Source organism: Clostridium estertheticum (assembly GCF_026650985.1).
Lineage (GTDB): Bacteria > Bacillota > Clostridia > Clostridiales > Clostridiaceae > Clostridium_AD > Clostridium_AD estertheticum_C.
Genome location: NZ_CP086239.1, coordinates 3,878,106 through 3,897,487 on the forward strand (window position 1 = coordinate 3,878,106; position 19,382 = coordinate 3,897,487).

At 30.2% G+C, this 19,382-nt stretch carries 14 protein-coding genes, 1 pseudogene and 1 other annotated feature (1 of these 16 only partly in view); of the genes and pseudogenes, 2 read left to right on the forward strand and 13 right to left on the reverse strand.

The window, feature by feature from the left end:
- The first annotated feature begins 141 nt into the window (after positions 1-141).
- On the forward strand, positions 142-1,980 hold the full coding sequence (locus tag LL038_RS18555) for a PAS domain-containing sensor histidine kinase (RefSeq protein WP_216124575.1): 1,839 nt from the start codon (positions 142-144) through the stop codon (positions 1,978-1,980).
- A gap of 81 nt (positions 1,981-2,061) precedes the next feature.
- Here the strand turns inward: LL038_RS18555 and LL038_RS18560 are convergent, their stop codons facing one another.
- Together LL038_RS18560 and LL038_RS18565 are read right to left on the reverse strand one after the other, a co-directional pair.
- Positions 2,062-2,244, reverse strand: a complete 183-nt coding sequence (locus LL038_RS18560) for a hypothetical protein (protein WP_171297762.1) — start codon at positions 2,242-2,244, stop codon at positions 2,062-2,064.
- Positions 2,245-2,364: 120 nt separating this feature from the next.
- On the reverse strand, positions 2,365-3,303 hold the full coding sequence (locus LL038_RS18565; RefSeq protein ID WP_216124576.1) for a hypothetical protein: 939 nt from the start codon (positions 3,301-3,303) through the stop codon (positions 2,365-2,367).
- Between the two features lie 197 nt (positions 3,304-3,500).
- Between LL038_RS18565 and LL038_RS18570 the strand changes: the two genes are divergently transcribed.
- Positions 3,501-3,800, forward strand: coding sequence for a DUF3888 domain-containing protein (locus LL038_RS18570; RefSeq protein ID WP_216124577.1), 300 nt, complete (start codon positions 3,501-3,503; stop codon positions 3,798-3,800).
- Between the two features lie 422 nt (positions 3,801-4,222).
- Here the strand turns inward: LL038_RS18570 and LL038_RS18575 are convergent, their stop codons facing one another.
- From LL038_RS18575 to ileS, 11 genes and pseudogenes are all read right to left on the reverse strand, one after another.
- Entirely contained in the window at positions 4,223-4,672 is a 450-nt protein-coding gene (locus LL038_RS18575) for a helix-turn-helix transcriptional regulator (protein ID WP_216124580.1), read from the reverse strand.
- Between the two features lie 472 nt (positions 4,673-5,144).
- Complete coding sequence (locus tag LL038_RS18580; protein WP_216124583.1) at positions 5,145-5,501, reverse strand: MmcQ/YjbR family DNA-binding protein; 357 nt, start codon at positions 5,499-5,501, stop codon at positions 5,145-5,147.
- Positions 5,502-5,643: 142 nt separating this feature from the next.
- Positions 5,644-6,207, reverse strand: coding sequence for a GNAT family N-acetyltransferase (locus tag LL038_RS18585; protein ID WP_216124586.1), 564 nt, complete (start codon positions 6,205-6,207; stop codon positions 5,644-5,646).
- A gap of 183 nt (positions 6,208-6,390) precedes the next feature.
- The gene (locus tag LL038_RS18590; RefSeq protein WP_216124589.1) at positions 6,391-7,086 is read right to left on the reverse strand and encodes an aspartate/glutamate racemase family protein; all 696 of its coding nucleotides are present in this window, start codon (positions 7,084-7,086) and stop codon (positions 6,391-6,393) included.
- A 151-nt stretch (positions 7,087-7,237) separates the two neighbouring features.
- A pseudogene (locus LL038_RS18595) lies at positions 7,238-7,357 on the reverse strand (AraC family transcriptional regulator); the annotation flags it as partial.
- A 162-nt stretch (positions 7,358-7,519) separates the two neighbouring features.
- Entirely contained in the window at positions 7,520-8,551 is a 1,032-nt protein-coding gene (locus tag LL038_RS18600; protein ID WP_216124591.1) for a helix-turn-helix domain-containing protein, read from the reverse strand.
- Between the two features lie 307 nt (positions 8,552-8,858).
- Entirely contained in the window at positions 8,859-9,926 is a 1,068-nt protein-coding gene (locus tag LL038_RS18605; RefSeq protein WP_216124594.1) for a mannose-1-phosphate guanylyltransferase, read from the reverse strand.
- 137 nt (positions 9,927-10,063) lie between these two features.
- On the reverse strand, positions 10,064-10,498 hold the full coding sequence (locus LL038_RS18610) for a HipA N-terminal domain-containing protein (RefSeq protein WP_216124595.1): 435 nt from the start codon (positions 10,496-10,498) through the stop codon (positions 10,064-10,066).
- Positions 10,499-10,609: 111 nt separating this feature from the next.
- Positions 10,610-14,689: an AAA domain-containing protein gene (locus LL038_RS18615; protein ID WP_216124598.1), complete on the reverse strand. Its 4,080-nt coding sequence runs from the start codon at positions 14,687-14,689 to the stop codon at positions 10,610-10,612.
- A gap of 73 nt (positions 14,690-14,762) precedes the next feature.
- Positions 14,763-15,761, reverse strand: coding sequence for a LacI family DNA-binding transcriptional regulator (locus LL038_RS18620; protein WP_216124601.1), 999 nt, complete (start codon positions 15,759-15,761; stop codon positions 14,763-14,765).
- 261 nt (positions 15,762-16,022) lie between these two features.
- Positions 16,023-19,124, reverse strand: a complete 3,102-nt coding sequence (ileS, locus tag LL038_RS18625) for an isoleucine--tRNA ligase (protein ID WP_216124612.1) — start codon at positions 19,122-19,124, stop codon at positions 16,023-16,025.
- 131 nt (positions 19,125-19,255) lie between these two features.
- Positions 19,256-19,382: a binding site (T-box leader), on the reverse strand (it continues 92 nt past the right edge of the window).

Sequence of the window (19,382 nt, forward strand, 5' to 3'; positions counted from 1 at the left end):
CCTTTCATGCGTTGGTGTGAATATTTTATATATTTGCCAAAAATAAATATAGCAATATTCAATACATTATATGGCTTGTAAGGTATAATAAAGGAATGTTATAAAGAAGGTAAATATATTTTAGAATGGGTGAAATAAACTATGAATGAAAAATTAGGCATAATTATTTGTAAATTTTTTTCTGAAGAACTTAAATTTATAATAAAGAATAATAATATTAAAAATGTAGAAATTTTAGAATTTACGCCAGCGTGTATCTATTGTAATGTCGGAGAAAATGAGCAGTTAGAAGCAATTAAAAGTTTTCAAGTAACCTGTAATAAAATAATTATTATTGGTGCTAAATGCTGCACAAAGTTAAATAAGATGGTGATTGATAGTGAAAAGTGTAAAATACATAGACTTGAATACTGCTTTGAATTATTTACTAATAAAGATATAATTGCTCATTTTGCAAGTGAAAAAACATATCTTGTTACACCAGGTTGGCTTAGAGATTGGGAAAAAAACATTGAAATTTTAGGTTTTGATAAAAACCAAGTGAAAATTAGATTACTAGATACAGGCGTTTGCGATGATAGTTTAGAAAACCTCCATAAATTTTCAGAATATGTAAATGTTCCTTATGATTACATTTTTGTGGGATTAGATTTTTTTAGTATGTTTATAGAAAAAAGCATTCTCGAATGGCGTTTTGAATGTGAAAAAAGGAACTCAACTTTGCTACTTGCGAACAAAAATATGCAGTTTGTCGATCATACGTCAGCCAAACAGCAACTTTCATACATTCTAAATAGCATTCATGAGGGAGTATATATTATAAATTCAAATTATAAAGCAATATTTGTAAATAAAGCCGTAGAGACCTTGGTGAGTCTTAATGATTTTAGAGATATTCTAGGTAAAAGCGTATTCGATGTTGTCCCCAATGAATATCGTGAAATTGTACTTAAAAGATTTAAAAATATACTAGATAATAAAGTATCAGCACCTTTAATTGAGGAAAAATTTATAAAATACAATGGCTGTATTATAGATGTTGAAATATATTCTGGTGCTATTAAATATGAAGGCAATTGGTGCATACTTAGTGTGGTAAGAAATATTTCAGAACGTAAAAACTCTGAAAATCTTAAATTGAAAATTGCCGATCAAAATAAGCTGATAAATGATGCAATGGAATATGACAAGTTAAGGAATGATTTTTTTTGCAATATCTCACATGAACTTAGGACACCGATAAATGTACTTCTTAGCGCATTGCAATTACTAAATTTGGATGAAATAAATCACCCTAACGTTGAAAATGAAATGAAAGTAAAAAAATATTATAAAATAATGAAGCAAAATAGTTATAGATTGTTAAGGTTAGTAAACAATTTAATCGATATTACCAAAATTGATGCAGGATATTTCAATCTTAGATTAAAAAACGAAAATATTGTAGCTATTATTGAAGACATAACGCTGTCCGTAACCGCTTACGCTGAACATAAAGGGTTGGAGCTTGTTTTTGATACTGACATTGAAGATAAAACAATGGTTTGTGATGCAGATAAAATCGAAAGAATAATATTAAATGTTCTTTCCAATGCAATAAAATTCACTCCCATAGGAGGAAATATATTTGTGAGCATTGTAGAGAAAGATTGGGGTATATCGGTATCTGTAAAGGACACAGGTGTTGGAATTCCCACTGATATGAAATCGTCTATTTTCGAAAGGTTTGTACAGGTAGATAAATCTCTTTCAAGAGATAGAGAGGGGAGTGGCATCGGTCTTTCGCTTGTAAAATCTCTTGTTGAAATGCATGGAGGAACAATTAGGGTTGAGAGCCAATATTGTAGTGGCAGTGAATTTATAATAGATCTTCCTGAGACAGGTTTACCAGAGAATAAAACGATTATTTCAGATTCAAATATAGCTAGAGTAAGCGATCTAGAGAGGCTGCAGATAGAGTTTTCAGACATATACGATTGAAACTGTTACCTATAATAGTTATAGAGACTAATTTTATAAAGAGGTCATTATGAATAGAAAATAAAGAAGCCTTTCAGCTTCTTATTCTTTATGAATTTTTAATGCATCAAAAGAATTGTCTTTTTCAAATATGAATGTAGCCCCATATCCGCCACGACCTATTACGTTCTCATTGCCTTCCTTAAGTACAATGTTATTATCTTCATCGGTGTATCCTAATTCAAAATCATCTAATAAAATTATTAATTTTTGTTTATCTGTCATTTTTTTCACCCCTCACCGCTATAATATATGTTTTATTATACCTTATAGATATTTAGTGTTCAATCAATTTCCAAAATCTAGCATTGATATTATTAGCGAGGCCTCATGTTTAAGTTTAATTTACGCTTGTTCGACAAGTGATTTTAAATTTTTTTCTGTTATAAGCAAGTCATTTTGTGTACTATTAAATTTTTCTTTCAGTGAATCCATTACGTTCTCTACGTTAGCTCTAACACTCTGTACGCCATCTAACGACTCATGAATTCCTGATTGTACAACCCAATCAGATATAAGACCATCGAAAAAATAATCTGCAAATGTTTCAAAAGACCCTATATTTATATCTATATTCATTGTTAATCTTACATCAGATAATTCATTTTGGAATCTTACTAATGCTCCTTTTACACTATGGGCATATTCCTTAGCTTGATCAATATGCGAGTGCTTAGCTGCCGTGGCTAGTAGCCCGCCGCCTAGTATGTCCCATGTTCCCCAACCTTTCGCACTTTCAAGAGAATCTATTACACGTCCCAGTTCAATTTGTACAGCATCACCCGCCTCAATTGCTTCCTTCAGTTCTTTATTCTGTGTTTTAAGATCAGAGAGGTTGTCTATAAGTTGAAGTAGCTTTTGAGATTTATCATCATTTAATTGCATTATAAGCTCTTCTTTGTGCTTTAATACAGTCTCATATTCACCTTCTACCCCAACTAATTCTTTTAATGATGCTTTATATAACGCAAGTTCTCTCTCTAATTCTAAAACTGATTTACAACAATCATCATATTTCAGCATTGCAGAAAGCATCTCTCGCTTCTCCTTTTCAAGTTGTTCATGTTTACTACCTAGTATTGAATAAAATAAACTTGTAATACCTTTTGATTCAAGTCTTTTTACATCATTATCCTCATCTTTAAGAATTTTTTTGAGCTGTACCTTCCTATCTGTTTCCTTTTGCAACTCCTCACTGGTCAGATTAACTGAATTTTTAAGTTTTCTTTTTTTAAGCAATTTTTCTTTTACATTTATAAGTTCCCTATTAAGCTCTTCAAACATAATAACTTCTCCTTTCATTATAATTTTTTATAAATAATAGACTATATACCTTTTCGCTTTGATGTTTTAGGCTTTACATGTCCCACAATGGCTTCTGTTTAATTCCATAAAATACATAGATTTATGTATGAGATATTATACCAAATCGTCTATAATAATTCAACTTCGAAAAAGCTGTATAGTTATCTCAGTTTAGTTTGGTACTCAATATAGAAGTTGACGCTTGGGCTATTGATATTTTAAGTGTTGAAAGACCTAATGGTTATCGTACATTTCTTTTTATAATTAAAATGGAGGTAATCCCATATGTTGGACCACATCTTAGTGTAGGAGTTGACCGTATTACAATTACTGTGGATGGAATTGGTGAAGGCTTACTTGAGCTTGATACTCCATTGAAAAATGAAAACTGTGATTATTCCAATTTAGTATGTTTAACCGATATAACAGTAATAATTAACATAACTAAAGATATGAGTGCAATTATGATAGACTGATATAGAATACTCCTAATAAAAAACCCAAGTCCATACCATTGACCACTAAAGAAAAGCACAAAAATACCTGCCCCAAAAGCCAAATTCCCTGTAATAGAATGATATGCCAGTGCTATAGCGGTGATTAGTGTAATAATCCAAAACACAGAAGAATACAATTCCATTATTCTTATTTATTATTCCAATTATTAAAACGAGAATCCAAATGACTATATATGAAAATGTGACAATCGCATTTTTCATTGTTGCTAAACTCCCCATTTTGAACTCAGAAAAATTCAAAATTATACATATAATAAATGTTATAATAGATAAAATAACGGTTGTACTAGATAAAATAGTTATTAAACTTCTCTTGACTTCCATTTTATAACCTCCCTTATTTTTATGTTTATAAAATTCAATTAAATAATTTATTAATATTATTCGGTAAGCTCCTTAAGCCTTTTATTTATATATTCAAGTTCAAAAGAAAAGCATATTCTTCTATGATTGTTAGCCAAAATTCTGTAATGCTTTGATAGCATATTTTGTTGAACTGTGAAACCATTTTTAATTTCTATATCTTTCCACCATATTCTCCCACCAAGTGTTGGAATATATTTTTTATCGTTATTGGGAAATGATAATGAATGAATAATGTCTTCAACATCTCCTCCAAAAGTTAATTCCAATATCTCGCTATCTCTAAAAATAACGCATACTGCAATCGCAACGGCCCACCCCAAACTACTTCTTTCTTTTTCCGCTTGCACTAGTGTTTTTTTAGAAATTCCGAGTATTTCTGCCATTTTATCTTGTGTATATCCTTTTTCGGTTCTTATAAGCTTTACTTTCTCATCCACTTTTTTTATAAATTCAATCCTTGTCATAGATGCATCACCTTTCAATTAGTTTTTAATATTTACTGTATTTTATATGTCCAGTATGAATATACCCTTAAAGTGTAATTATACACTTTAAGGGTATATGTGCAACTTTTTTTAAAATATACTAAATTAAATGATACATAAGCAAACAAAGATTTAATTATGTCTTCTCTTAAGCTTTTTTAATATAATCTCACTAAATCAGATTATATGGTACCGCCAACATATATAATAAAATAAGCCACAAGATAGAATTAGGTATCCATCACGTGGCCTTTCTTATTTTGATAGCGATTTTCGATTCGGTAATGTTTAAAATACATTCCTAGATAATAAACTTTGTAGTTATTATTTTTAGTAGTTGCTGAACAATAAATGAAAGATACGACCTAACTCAAGAATCTAAAATTATACTATAGCAACCCTCCTACAAATTGGAATTTGTGAATTATATTTTATTTTTGTTCAGTAATTTCTATTTTGTCAAATCATAACTCAAATTAATTAAATTGTAGATTTCCTCTTTAGGAAAAGAGCTATCCAAAACAATTGTAATCCAGTGTTCTTTATTCATATGGTATGCAGGTAAAATCCCTTGTTGACCTCTTAATAAACTGTTTATTGCTGGGTCACACTTTAAGTCTAATATCTCAGCACTTCCTGTTCCGGTTAAACCTAATTTAATTCTTGGTACACTCATAATTAGTCCGTACCATTTGCCGCCACCATCATGTCTAAGTACCGCATAATCTGGATACTTAAACCAAGGATAGTCTGGTTCTGTATTAAATTTTTCCTTTACATAAGCAAAAATTTCTTCTCTTTCTATCATAAAAATGCCTCCCGAAATTACTATTTATTGAGTTGTTTATATTGTTCATATGTCGCATTGACATTTCTTAACGCAACAAAAGCAATGAAGTCATTTATTTTCATTTATCTCTAAAGTATTTTTATCGAATCCTTTTATAATGCTAATCTTTACACCTAATTTTATCTTTCAAAATTGAGTAATATAGCCTGTCTACATATTGTCCATCCATATAAAAGAAATCTCGTAATGTTCCTTCATAAACAAATCCACATTTTTCAATGACATTCCGAGAAGGAATATTTATGGATTTATGACATATCTGCACCTTATGCAAATTTATTTTATCAAATCCATATTGAATAACAGATTTTGTAGCTTCAGTTGCAAAACCTTTTCTTTGAAAACAACTTCCAATGCAGTATTCAATTTCTGCAAAATGATTATTGCTATCTACTAAGAAATATGCAATCTGCCCTATACATTCTCCTGTTTCCTTAAGTACAATAGCCCATCTATAACAGTCATTTTTCTCATAAGCACTTATATATTTATTAAGCAGTTCTTTAACCTCCTGCATCGTTGTATAAACTGGTTCAGAATACATTAATTGAATTTCAGGGTCACTAACCCAATGCTTTAACATATTTTTATCATCTGTATATTCAAACTTTCTTAAAAGTAACCTTTCTGTCTTAATTTGCATAGTACCAATGTGCGTTAACATAATTCCACTCCTCATTCATGCAGATTATATAAATGATTTTTGCTTTACTTTTATTTAGCATCATAATGCAATTTATGGTGGTTGGTGCTATAAAGGATATTATCAATCTACTATTTTTTATGCTTAAATAATTAACCCAATCATTTTCAAAGGTTTATCTGTACTATCATAACGATTTTCAGACTATTTATCTAAAGCAAATTCAACCGCAGAGATAGCATGTATTGTTGTTGTATCAAAAACTGGTATATTAACATCTTCTTGCTTTATCAATAACGGTATTTCTGTACACCCTAGAACTACTCCCTCAGCACCTCTTAATGCTAAATTATTTATAATATTTATATATTTTTTCTTTGAGACCTCATTTATTATGCCCTTACATAATTCATTATAAATAATTTCATGAACGATTTCTCTCTCATTTTCATCTGGAATAACCACATCAATATTACATTTTTCCTTTAACACCTGTTTATAAAAATCTTGTTCCATAGTAAATTTAGTTCCAAGTAATCCAACCTTTTTCATTCCCTTTTCAATTATTTTTTCACCTGTTACTTCGGCTATATGCAAAACTTTTATTCCTACCTTGTTCTCTATATCACTTGCCATTTTATGCATTGTATTAGTACATATTATAATAAAATCAGCACCGCCATTTTTAAGCTTTTCAGCAGCATTGACCATAATATTAGTTAATTCATCCCACTTATTTTCATGTTGTAATACTTCTATTTCTTCGAAATCTACTGAATACATTAAGCATTGTGCCGAATGAAGTCCTCCTAATTTTAATTTGATAGTTTCATTTATAATTCTGTAATATTCAAGTGATGATTCCCAACTCATTCCACCTATTAAACCAATTGTTTTCAAATTAATTCTCCCCTTTACATTTTCAAATCATTACTATACGATTTTTTATAAGTTTGTCTTAAAATAAATATATTCATTGTTTGAAGTCCATCTTAAAAAATTCTTTGCCATCTGGAAGCAAATATTTTTTATGCTTAATGCAATTAAATTTAATGACAAAGAATAAATGTACTTTGCCATTTTTCGTATATTCGCTTGGAACAGTGCTCTCAAAATCTGCTGTAAAGGTTCTATATATATCACCCGATTTTTGCTCAGACCATACTTTTTCCATGTAGACTTTTATTTATGTACCACCTTTTTATATTGACATACTTTCACATGAAATATAACATTTACAATATGACATTCAATGTAACGTTGTGTTACATTCAAAACATTAATATATAATTTGTATTCTGAATGTTTACAACGAAATATAAGAAAATTAGTCTTAGTCCAATAGAAATTTTATCCTGGGATCATCTTTGACAAAATCAAGGGTTTTATCTATTTTAAATGCCCCTTTTACTGTTCTTTCATATTTATCTTTGTCCCAACTGTTGGTGACATTAAATTTTATATGCTTATATAGTTTTGACTTCATAAAACCATCTATGCTACTTGCTTCATTTACCATATTTATAATCATTTCAATAGCTTTTTCTTTATCTTGTTTTTCTTTTGCATACCATAAATCTAATGAATATTTATGGTATGCTCCTAAATCAAATACATCAGCAACCTTTTTAGCACGTTCTATGTATTCTTCTGCTTCACTAAATTTCTTTTCTTTGTATAACAGCAGCATTATACAAACTAAAGTAGCAAATGTTTCATGAGCATTTTTCCTTAATATGCCTTCATAGGCGCCATAAGCCTCATCAATTTTTTCGCTACTTTCAAATAATAATGCCTGTTGAAATTTTTTATCCACCTCTATTTCCGGAATTTTATCTAATAATTCTTGAGCTTTTTTATACTCTTTTTTAGCCCTATACATTGCTGATAATTCTAATTTTGCCATAGAAGCTGTCTTTTCTTTACTACTTGTTGCTACAAGTTCAAGCCAAACAATGATTTTTCTTTCATATTTATCTTTTTCCTCAATTTGAGGCCCTAATAAATATATTCTTAATACTACTGATATCCAATATATCAACTCATCACAATTGGGATATTTTTTAATTAAATCATTAGCCTTTTCAAAAGCCTTTTGAATTCCCTCTTTTGATGCCATTTCACCTACCTCTTTTGTAAGCTTTTTTACTTCTACATCTGTTAATTCCTCATTAAATGCTAGTAAAGTATTAACATCAGTTTTTAAAACACGTGCAAGTGGTGCTAACAGTGATATATCTGGGCATGATATTCCACTTTCCCATTTGTTTACTGCTGGTGCACTTATATTTAAATAATTAGCAACTTGCTCTTGAGTAAGATTTTCTTTTTTTCTATACCTTCTAATAACCTCACTTATTCTCATAAAATTAACTCCTCCATTTATTTATACATTTAATTAACTTATGACTTCATTAATTAAATGATATCAAAGTTATATAATTTAAACAATTGAAGCATTTTCATCTTTTGTTCATAAAAAGTAACTAATAGTTAATTTATTTTTTCTAATTAAAATATTTATCCAATTATACTACTTTTTACTCATCCAAGAGTCAGAATAATAATGATAAATGAATGGAAAAACGTCAAAAATTTGGCTATTTTATTTATGTATAAATTAAAGCTCCACCTAAGGTTAACCACCTTAAGTGGAGCTTATTAAAACCTTTCTATATATATTTCTCAGTTTCTTTACTTTCTTTAAGTTCATTAACTAAATGTTTAATCTCCTGATCCTTATTTTTGTCCATTACAAGTATTACATCTCCCGCATCAACAATTATAAGATCCTTTATACCAAATCCAATTATCAATCTATCTTTACCAAATACTGAGCAGTTTTCGCTCTCTTCCATAAATGTATTACCCAAAACATTGTTACCACGTAAATTACTCAGAAATCTTGAAAGTGCTGCAAACGTTCCTATATCATCCCATACAAAATCGCATTTTATAACAAATGCCTTTCTGGTTTTCTGCATTATACCAAAATCTACTGATATCCCATCTATTTCATTATATTGTTCTTTTATTACATTGCTTTCCTCATCAGTCTCTAAAGATTGATAGATGGTCATTAATCTTTTATACATCTTAGGTAAATACTTTTCCATTTCACGTAAATACACATCTGCTCTCCATACAAACATACCACTATTCCAAAGAAAATTACCTTTTATAAGCAAATCCTTTGCTACCTCTGAGTTAGGTTTTTCTAAAAATCGCTCTACTCTAAATGTAGGCATATCTGCATTTACCCTATCGCCCATTTCTATATAACCGTAACCAGTCTCTGGTCTTGTGGGCTGTACCCCTATGGTTACTAGACCTCTTTTTTTATTTGCAATTTCAACTCCTTGTAGTACTGTTTCTTTAAACTCCCTTTCATTTTCTATATAATGATCAGAAGGTAGTACTATCATGGTTGCTTCCTTGTCTAGTTTTAATAGTTTTGCAGCAGATAGACCAATACACGTAGCGGTCTCTTTGTTACTTGGTTCTACAAATATATTTTCTTTTTTAATCTCTGGAAGTTCCTCACAAATTTTATCAAAGTACTCTTCATTAGTAACTACATAGATATTTTCATTGCTAACCAAACATTTTATTCTATCCACAGTGCTTCTTAAAAAGCTCTTATTATTAATAATATTTAAAAACTGCTTTGGGTTTTGGGCACGAGATAGAGGGTAAAGTCTTGTTCCTTTTCCACCTGCTAAGATTAGTACGTATAACAAAATACCACCCCAAATTATTACTCATTTTATTTTATGAATTACATGTCTATGTTGTGAGAACAATTTTTATGTCAAAAAAATAAAAGCGTATAAAATGGAAAATATATTTTCATTTTACACGCCTTTAACGTTTTTATTTATTTTTCATCCAAAGCACTATGTTCTTCCTCATGAATGTTGTGTTCTTCATCCAAAACAGTTTTTTCTTCACCAAAAGGCGAAATAAATTCAATGTTGTCGTTTAGCATTTTGTCTCCGATTTTTTTTAACAATTCGAAGTCATCATATTTTTCAAGGCCATACTCTTTTAAAATAGATGTTTTATCCTTTTTAGCATGACCTGGTAGACGATTAGAAAATGTTCTAAATAGCTCTTCTCTAAAATACTTTGCGTCTACTTTAGGGAAATACGGCAATGGACAAAATCCATATTCTTTAGCACTTTCAACACCATTAATATCATATTTAAAATAATACTTTCCAGTTTTTTTACTTAATTCTCCTACTTTAAATGATTCGCCTTCTTTGTTTTTCCACATCATACATATTGTGATACCAGATTTGCAAGTCATTCTTCTCACCCTCTTATTAAAAAAATTATAGTATTATTATATTGTTATGGTTATAACTATATAACAAATATTAGTATAAAAATTCAAGCAATACTAAAATTCCTATCTACTTTAATTTTTTAATTTTTCAATCAACTTATCCATAACTAATGTAGGATTTCTATAAAATTCACTAGCACGTATTTTATAAAACTCCCATCCAACTCTCTCGAGGCACATCTGCATTTCATACTGTTTTTTCCAGTCGTAGTCTTCGTCCTCTGTCATTCCAATACATTTCACTGCTATTTTCTTATAAAAATCATCGCTAGAAGGTATAGACAAGTCTGTTTCTACAACGAAATCTATAATATATTTTCCTACTTTAACTTTTGGTTTAATCTTATACCCATTTTCTTTTATATGTCTTCCTATATTTTCTTCAAAATCATTTAATAATAAATGTTTCTCAGGCTTAATCTCTTTTTTTGGTTCATTCTCATCTATACAATATTTTAATAAAGCATATCTAACACACTTATCATTAAGGTCCTCTAAATCTACTGAGTGAAATAACCACATTTGATTTCTAGCACGGCTAGCTGCTACATTAAATCTTCTTATATCAGAGTCTTTAGTTAAAGCTGCAAATTTGGCATTGTTTGCAATAAGCATAGATAAGAACATTACATCTCTCTCATCACCTTGGAATGAATATGCATCTCCACATATAAGCCTTCGCTTCAAGATTTCCTCCATACCGAGTTTATCCACTAACATGCTTAGTATTAATTCGGCTTGGACGTCTCCTAGAAGCGATATTACTCCCATACTCATGCCTTTATACCTTTCATTGCTACAGCACTCTAATATCTGTGTTACGATCTTCTCTGCCTCTAATACATTTAAGGCCTTGGTTTTATCCTTGTATCCGCCTATTACTTTAGATGTTACTATAAATGGTCCGACTTTTTCTTTTTCTTCTATTCGCCTTAAAGGTATTATTTCATTGGAGTAGCACAATTCATTACTAAATCCAATTATCTCTGGTACGCATCTAAAATGTTCCTTTAATAATAACCTGCTCGGAAATACTCTAAGGGCAGTATTATACAAACTTGTCTTTAAATCAAACCACTCCGCATGTGGAATATCCTCTAAATAAGTACTTATAAGTGTTTCAACAATTGCATGATCTTTTCCAATTGCTTCAGGACTTATTTGCTTTTCATCTCCTACAATAATCGCCTTTTTAGCTCTCATTAAAACGGTTATAGCCGATATGTCACTTTGACTACTCTCATCTACAATTACCACATCAAATAAGTTATCTGTTAGCTTCAAATTTTCCATAACTCTATTTATTGGCATTATCCATACAGGAATTACATCCTTACAATTATCCATTTCCTTTTGTGCGATTTTTCTATACTTTACTGCCTGAGTACCTGTACCTTTACCTATCCTTTTTATAGCTTCCATCCATGTAAATAGACTTCGTTTCTGAACCTCTGTAGTCCTCTCTATTTGATTAAACCAACTTCTTTTAGAAACAAGATCTCTTATAATTTGCTTTTCTTTACTTTTTTCCCGGGCAATATCTTTCTCTAGGGCTTCTATATCAACCTCTTCTAATTTTTGTAAATAGTCATTCCATTTTCTCCACGTCCATGCCTTTTCAAAACTTAAACTCTCTAGATCTTCTATGGTTTTATCTTCATCATTTATAATATTTTCAAGTAATAGAGGGCAACACATTTTCAATTTATAACATAATTCTTTTAACTCTAACGCATTATGGGCTATCTGCATTAGTTCTCTGATCTCTATATAAACAGCTTGTACGCCCTTTAAACTTCTTATATTTATAGCATCTTGTAATTTCCCTAAGCAACCATCCTTATTAAAAGTTGTCTTTATTTCTTCCATTTTTAAATTCAATTTATTATATCTATTTCTATGTTTTAAACTCTCAAATCCATTTTTGAGATGAATATACGTTTCTTTATCATACCAATACGAATCACTCGGTAAATTCTTTCCATTCAGGTTTTTATCTGGTAAAAAATTAATTATGTTATTTTTAAAGGTTTTGTCCCAATTAATAATTTCGTAAATCTCTTTAATATCATCTACTATTTCACTTACATAATTTGAATTTGTATCATCGATAAGTTTTCCACCATATTCTTTTACTGTGTTATTCCAAATATTTTTAAGTTCCCTCTCTACTAGCTGAAGTTTTATATATAAATCAACCACAATTATTTGATCGCTTGTATTTATACACTCATAATCTACCTTGCAGCCCTCGAATATATATTTAAGATTCCCATGAAGTATTTTAAAGAGACCTCCTAGTTTACCTTTTTCGCTAATTGTTTTTGCTATAATAGCAAAATCATTTTTAAATCTGTTTATATCAATGATTGATGGTAATTCCAATTTATGATTATTTAATTCTTGTTTTAATTTACTTATCTCTTTTATATATTCATTGCCTTTATGTGCTAATTGTTGCCACAAACCTTGTGCCTCAATGTTAGAATAATAACCTTTCATAACATTCCCTAACCAGCTATTTTCAAAACCTTCAAATTTTTCTATTGCATCATCTACCAGTTTAAGTAATCTTCTATTTCCATAATCTATAGGACTTACACTATTTAAGTCCTTAATATCATCTTCATAAATATGTTTTTGCTGCCCTAGTTTAATTAGTTCCTCAATATCATCACATAACTCTTCTTCTCTTGGAAGTATCGCTATGTATTTATCTATGTTATCTATTTCATCTATTTGCTGCTTTGTAATCACAGATGACAATGTAACTAGCCTTTTAAATTCTTCAGAAGTTAAGAGATTTTCTTTATTAAAATCAAGCTTATCTACTATCCACGAATGATTAACTTCATTATCTTTAACCCAATTAGCCATATACATTAGTGTATACTTTTGACCCGCGTATTCTACCTTTTCATTCTCTCTATCATCAATACATTTTAGCTCTTTATATAACCTTTTCTGTGTATCAACACAATTATTATGTTTATATTTTAAAAGTTTTATTTCCTTACGCAATTCTTTAGTGTCCATTGATAAACTTTCTGTTATTTTTCTAACAGACTCATCCAATTCTTCCAGAGACTTAGTATCATTTCCTAGTATGCTAATGCATAATGCTCTAACCTCTTCTGGTATTTTATTAGACAAAACCCTTAGTGCCCTATCTGTTTGACTTGTCACTAATACCCTTTTGCCATGGGCTAAAAGATGACATATTAAATTAGCAATAGAATGGCTTTTACCAGTACCTGGTGGCCCCTGTATAACTACGCCAAAGTTTTCAGAAAGTTTTTTAGTTATTTCCATTTGCTCTTCATTTGCAGGTAATGGAAACAATACATCTTCTCCTACTTCCTTCCATTCATTAGAAGTCTGAACGTCTTGCGTTATTTCTTCTTCCGAGACAATAGCCTCTACAGTTTTAGGAATAGGGAATCCTGCTCTTACTTGTGACAATACATCATTTAATTCCATATTCCAAAGTCTTGTGTCAACCTTTCTAAGTATTATGCAAGGTGCATTATAAAATTGTATATTAGTTTTAGTTAATATGTCAGAATCACTACTTAGCTCATCAATATAGACATCTTTTGTATAAGAATTTAAAAGCGTAGCTAACTCTTCAAATATTTTTGAAGCCATTTTAATATTTCTTACATCCAAAGCCATATCTTTTGCTTTGTTTCTAATTTTTATTAAACTATCTAGGTTTACCTCTAAATACTCATTTAAAAATTCAAGTTCCACATTTGTTTGATTATTATATGGTTTTAAAGTGAACCTTTTTTTCTTTGAATCAAATTTTATCTCCATTTTAGTAGTAAAGATAGGATGAATTATTTCTTTATCCTCTTTTTCCCAACTTAGTATTCCATTTGACCAAATTATCTCTAGGTCTTCACTGTTTTTTTCTAATTGTAGATATGTTTTTTGAAACTGATTATATAATTTTTCCGCCCTCTCATCTATGCTTAACCAGTAATCTTTATTGTCATCAATATTAAAAATACATCCACTAATATCTTGGAGTTCTTTTTCCCAATATACTTTTTCATATTCATTTATATTTCTTATAGTTTTTTGATTCATATTTTTAATGCTGAGTAAATATGAGAATATTTTTTCTACTTTTTCATTAATATTCAAAGCTTATACCTCCAATTTATTAAAAATGTAAAAAGTCTTATTAAAACTTAAGTAGTTTTAATAAGACTTATATTTATTTACAAGAATCTCTCTCCACTATTCTATAAGGTAATACAAAATGTTTTTCCTCAACTACCAAATTGTTTATAGATTTTATAAGCATTCTCATACCAACAGAACCCATATCATACATTGGTTGAGATACTGTGGTAAGCTTTGGATAAAATGTTGAAGCTGAATAAATATCATCAAAACCCATGACATCTATCTTTTCTGGGACATTAATAGATTTATCTCTTAATGCATTTATTACTCCCATAGCTATTTCATCACTAGCACAGAATACAGCATCCACCTCGGCACCCGTATCTAATATAACATTAATTCCTGTATATCCGTCTCTAGCTTTAACTCCACCATGGTAAACTAAATCTTTATTAAGAGTTATTCCCATATCTGAAAGTCCTTTTGTATAGCCTGTATATCTTTGAGACAATGCATTGACTTTTTCTATAGAAGTCCCTACATATGCAACATTTTTGTTACCTTTGTTTATTAAGTATTTTACTGCATCCGCTGCTGCCATTACATTATCAATAGCAACACTAGGGAATATACCCTGGGCATCAGTAGTCTCTACAAGAACCACTGGCATTTCTAATTCTTTTATTAAATCTATAACATTATTCTCTATGGAATTACTCATATATATAACTCCATCTATCATTTTTTCTTTAAGTATTCTTAAAGATTCCATTTCTTTTTCTACATCTAAATCTGCATTGCAAAGCATAATATTATAATTATAAATGTTAGCTACATCCTCGCAACCCCTAACTATTTCAGGGTAAAACTGATTGGATATATCCGGTATAATTATTCCTATTGTACTAGATTTTTGTGTTTTTAAGCTTCTTGCAACTATATTCGGCCTATATGATAATTTTTTTATAGCGTCTTTTACCTTTTTCTTGGTGTCTTCATTTACAACATCTATGTCATTTAATACTCTTGATACTGTGGCAATAGAAACTCCCGCCTCTCTTGCAACATCTTTTATTGAAGCAGCCATATTCCTCAACTCCTACTATTTTCTTATCTTACCATTATACTTATAAAAACCTTTCATTTCAAGCTATAATACGAACTTACACTAAAGTATGTCCCAATACAGTAATCTTAACCTATACTTTTTATTATTGCCAGTTAATATATTCCTTAATCGTAGCCTTATCTTATTTATTTCCTGATTTTATAGATAATACCCAAATTTTATCTTTGTTAAAAATAGAGTATGTGACAATTGCCACATACTCCCTTTTGCTATTATTAATTATAGCTTAACTAAATCTAATTGTAAGTCTTCACCATTTATCTTTACTGTTTTGTATTCTCTGCCTTCGTTATATACAATTTCGACAGATAAAGTATCTTTTTTAATTTGATCTTCAAATTTAGCTATTACATTCTGAAGCATTTCATTTCCAGATACGTATGTTCTAATCTTATCAGCAACTTCAAAACCACTTTCTTTTCTCATATTTTGAATTTTACTTAAGATTTCACGTACATTTCCTTCTTCTTTAAGCTCATCAGTTATGTGAGTGATTAATACTACTCCCATTTCGCCTTCGCCAGCAAAAGCGTATCCTTCAAGTCCTTGCATTGTAACAAGTAATTTTTCACTATCTAATTCTATTTCAGTTCCATTTACGTTGATAATAACTACATTACCCTTATTTATAGTTTGAGCAAGTTCCATTTGGTTCATAGCTCCAATAGCTTTTTTTATACCAGGTATTAATCTGCCATACGGTTTCCCAAGTACTGGTAAATTAGGTTTGATTTCGAATTTAACGTATTTAGAAATATCGGCGCCTAGCTCTACTTCCTTAATGTTAAGTTCTTCTTTAACTATCTGTCCATAATATTCTGGAAGAGATTTAGAACTAACAAGCATCTTAGAAAGTGGCTGTCTATTTTTTATATTAGCAGCATTTCGTGCACTTCTTCCTAATTTAACAGTTCTATAAGCCACATCCATTTCTTCTTCTAATGCCTTATCTACTTGATCTTCTCTATATTCAGGCCAAGCACATAAATGAATACTCTCTGGTGCATTTTTATCAAAAGCAACTACTAAGTTCTGATATAGTTCTTCTGTTATAAACGGTATAAATGGTGCAGATATTTTTGCAAAAGTCGTGATAACTCTATATAGCGTCATATAAGCGCCTATCTTATCTTCTGTAAGTGACTCTACCCAATATCTTGATCTATTACGTCTTACATACCAGTTAGAAAGCTCCTCAATAAAGTCTTCTAGTTCAAGTGCTCCTTGAGTTATTCTATAGTTAGTTAAGTGTTCATCTATATCTTTCACTAATGAATTTAATTTTGACATCATCCATTTGTCCATAATATTAACTGATTTAAAGCTTTCATATTTAGTTGGGTCAAAATTATCAATATCAGCATATAAAACGTAGAATGAGTATACATTCCAAAGTGTTCCTATGAACTTTCTTTGTGCATCTATAACTGCACCCTCATAAAATCTTGATGGTAACCATGGTGCACTAGCTGTATAGAAATACCATCTAAGTGCGTCTGCTCCTTGATTTTCGAGAATCGTAAATGGACTTAACACATTACCTTTATGTTTAGACATTTTAAGTCCGTTTTTATCTAATACATGGCCAAGTACTATACAGTTTTCAAATGGGTTTGTATCAAATACAGTAGTAGATATTGCAAGTAATGTATAGAACCATCCTCTTGTTTGATCAACTGCCTCTGAAATAAATTGAGCTGGGAAGTTAGCTTCAAATACTTCTTTGTTTTCAAATGGATAGTGATGTTGCGCAAATGGCATTGATCCTGAATCAAACCAACAATCTATAACTTCTTCTACCCTAGTCATAGTTTTTCCGCATTCAGGACACTTTAAGTGTACATTATCTATATATGGTTTATGAAGTTCTATTCCATCCGGTACATCTATTCCTTTTTCATTAAGTTCTGCTATGCTTCCTATAAGTTCTCGATGTCCGCATTCGCATTCCCATATTGGAAGTGGAGTTCCCCAATACCTTGTTCTACTTATACTCCAATCTATAACGCCTTCAAGGAATTTACCCATTCTGCCTGTTCTAACGTTGTCTGGCATCCAATTAACCTTATTATTATTTTCTATGAGTTTGTCTCTCATAGAAGACATTCTTACAAACCAGCTTTCTCTTGGATAATATAAAAGTGGTGTATCACATCTCCAGCAATGTGGATATGAATGTTCAAATTTCTCTGCTTTATATAAAACATTATTTTCTTTTAAGTATTCTAATATCTTAGCATCTGCATCTTTAACAAAAATGCCTTTCCATGGAGTAACACAGTCAACAAACTTACCTTCCACATCAACTAAGTTAATAAGTGGCAAATCATATTTCTTACCAAGTAAGTTATCGTCTTCACCATATGCTGGTGCAATATGAACTATCCCTGTACCATCAGAAAGGGTTACAAAATCTCCATGAACTACATAGAAAGCTTTTTCTTTTGGTGTATAGAAATCAAACATTTGCTCATATTCAAGGCCCAGTAGAGCTTCTCCTTTAAATTCACGTACTACTTCATACTCTCCTTCTAGTTTACCTAATAGCTCTCTTGAGAGTATTAGAGTTTCACCTTCTTGAATGGCTTCAACATAATCATATTTTTTATTAACTGCAAGTGCCACATTACTTGGAAGTGTCCAAGGAGTTGTAGTCCATACAAGTATGTATTTATCTTCATTTTTCACTTTGAATTTTACGTATGCTGACATTTCTTTTACATCTTTATATCCTTGAGCTACTTCATGAGAAGATAAAGAAGTTCCACATCTTGGGCAATAAGGCATTACCTTATGACCTTTGTATAATAAATCTTTATCCCACATTTGTTTTAATGCCCACCAAACTGATTCAATATAATCATTATGATAAGTTACATAAGGGTTATCCATATCAACCCAGTATCCTACTCTCTCAGACATTTCTTTCCACATATTAACGTAACTAAAAACACTAGCCTTACATTCTTCAACGAATTTTTCTACTCCATATGCTTCTATGCCAGGCTTACCATTAATTCCAAGTTTCTTTTCTATTTCAAGTTCTACTGGTAATCCATGAGTATCCCATCCAGCTTTTCTTGGAACATTATATCCCTTCATTACCTTATATCTTGGTATTAAATCCTTCATAACTCTAGTTAAAACGTGACCTATATGTGGTTTACCATTTGCTGTTGGTGGACCATCATAGAAAGTAAAGGTCTCTCCCTCTTTATTTAAGTCAAAATTCTTTTGAATGATATCTTTTTCTTTCCAAAACTTAAGTACATCATTTTCTATGTCCATAAAGTTTTTAGAAGGATCAATTTTTTTATACATAATAAAACTCCTTTTTCAATTTTATTTGATAATAATTAATTAGACATGTAGAACTTTTCATCTTAATTGTTTTTACCTTTATTAGATATTAATTGAAACTACATTTTTAAATATAAAAACTCCGCCCTATTTAATAGGGCGAAGTTAAATTCGCTAAACCACCTATAACATAAATATAAAGTCAAGTACAATTATACTTTATTCTTTAACGCAGAAATACGGATAAGCTTACTAAACTTTCAGCTCTCAGCTCATAGG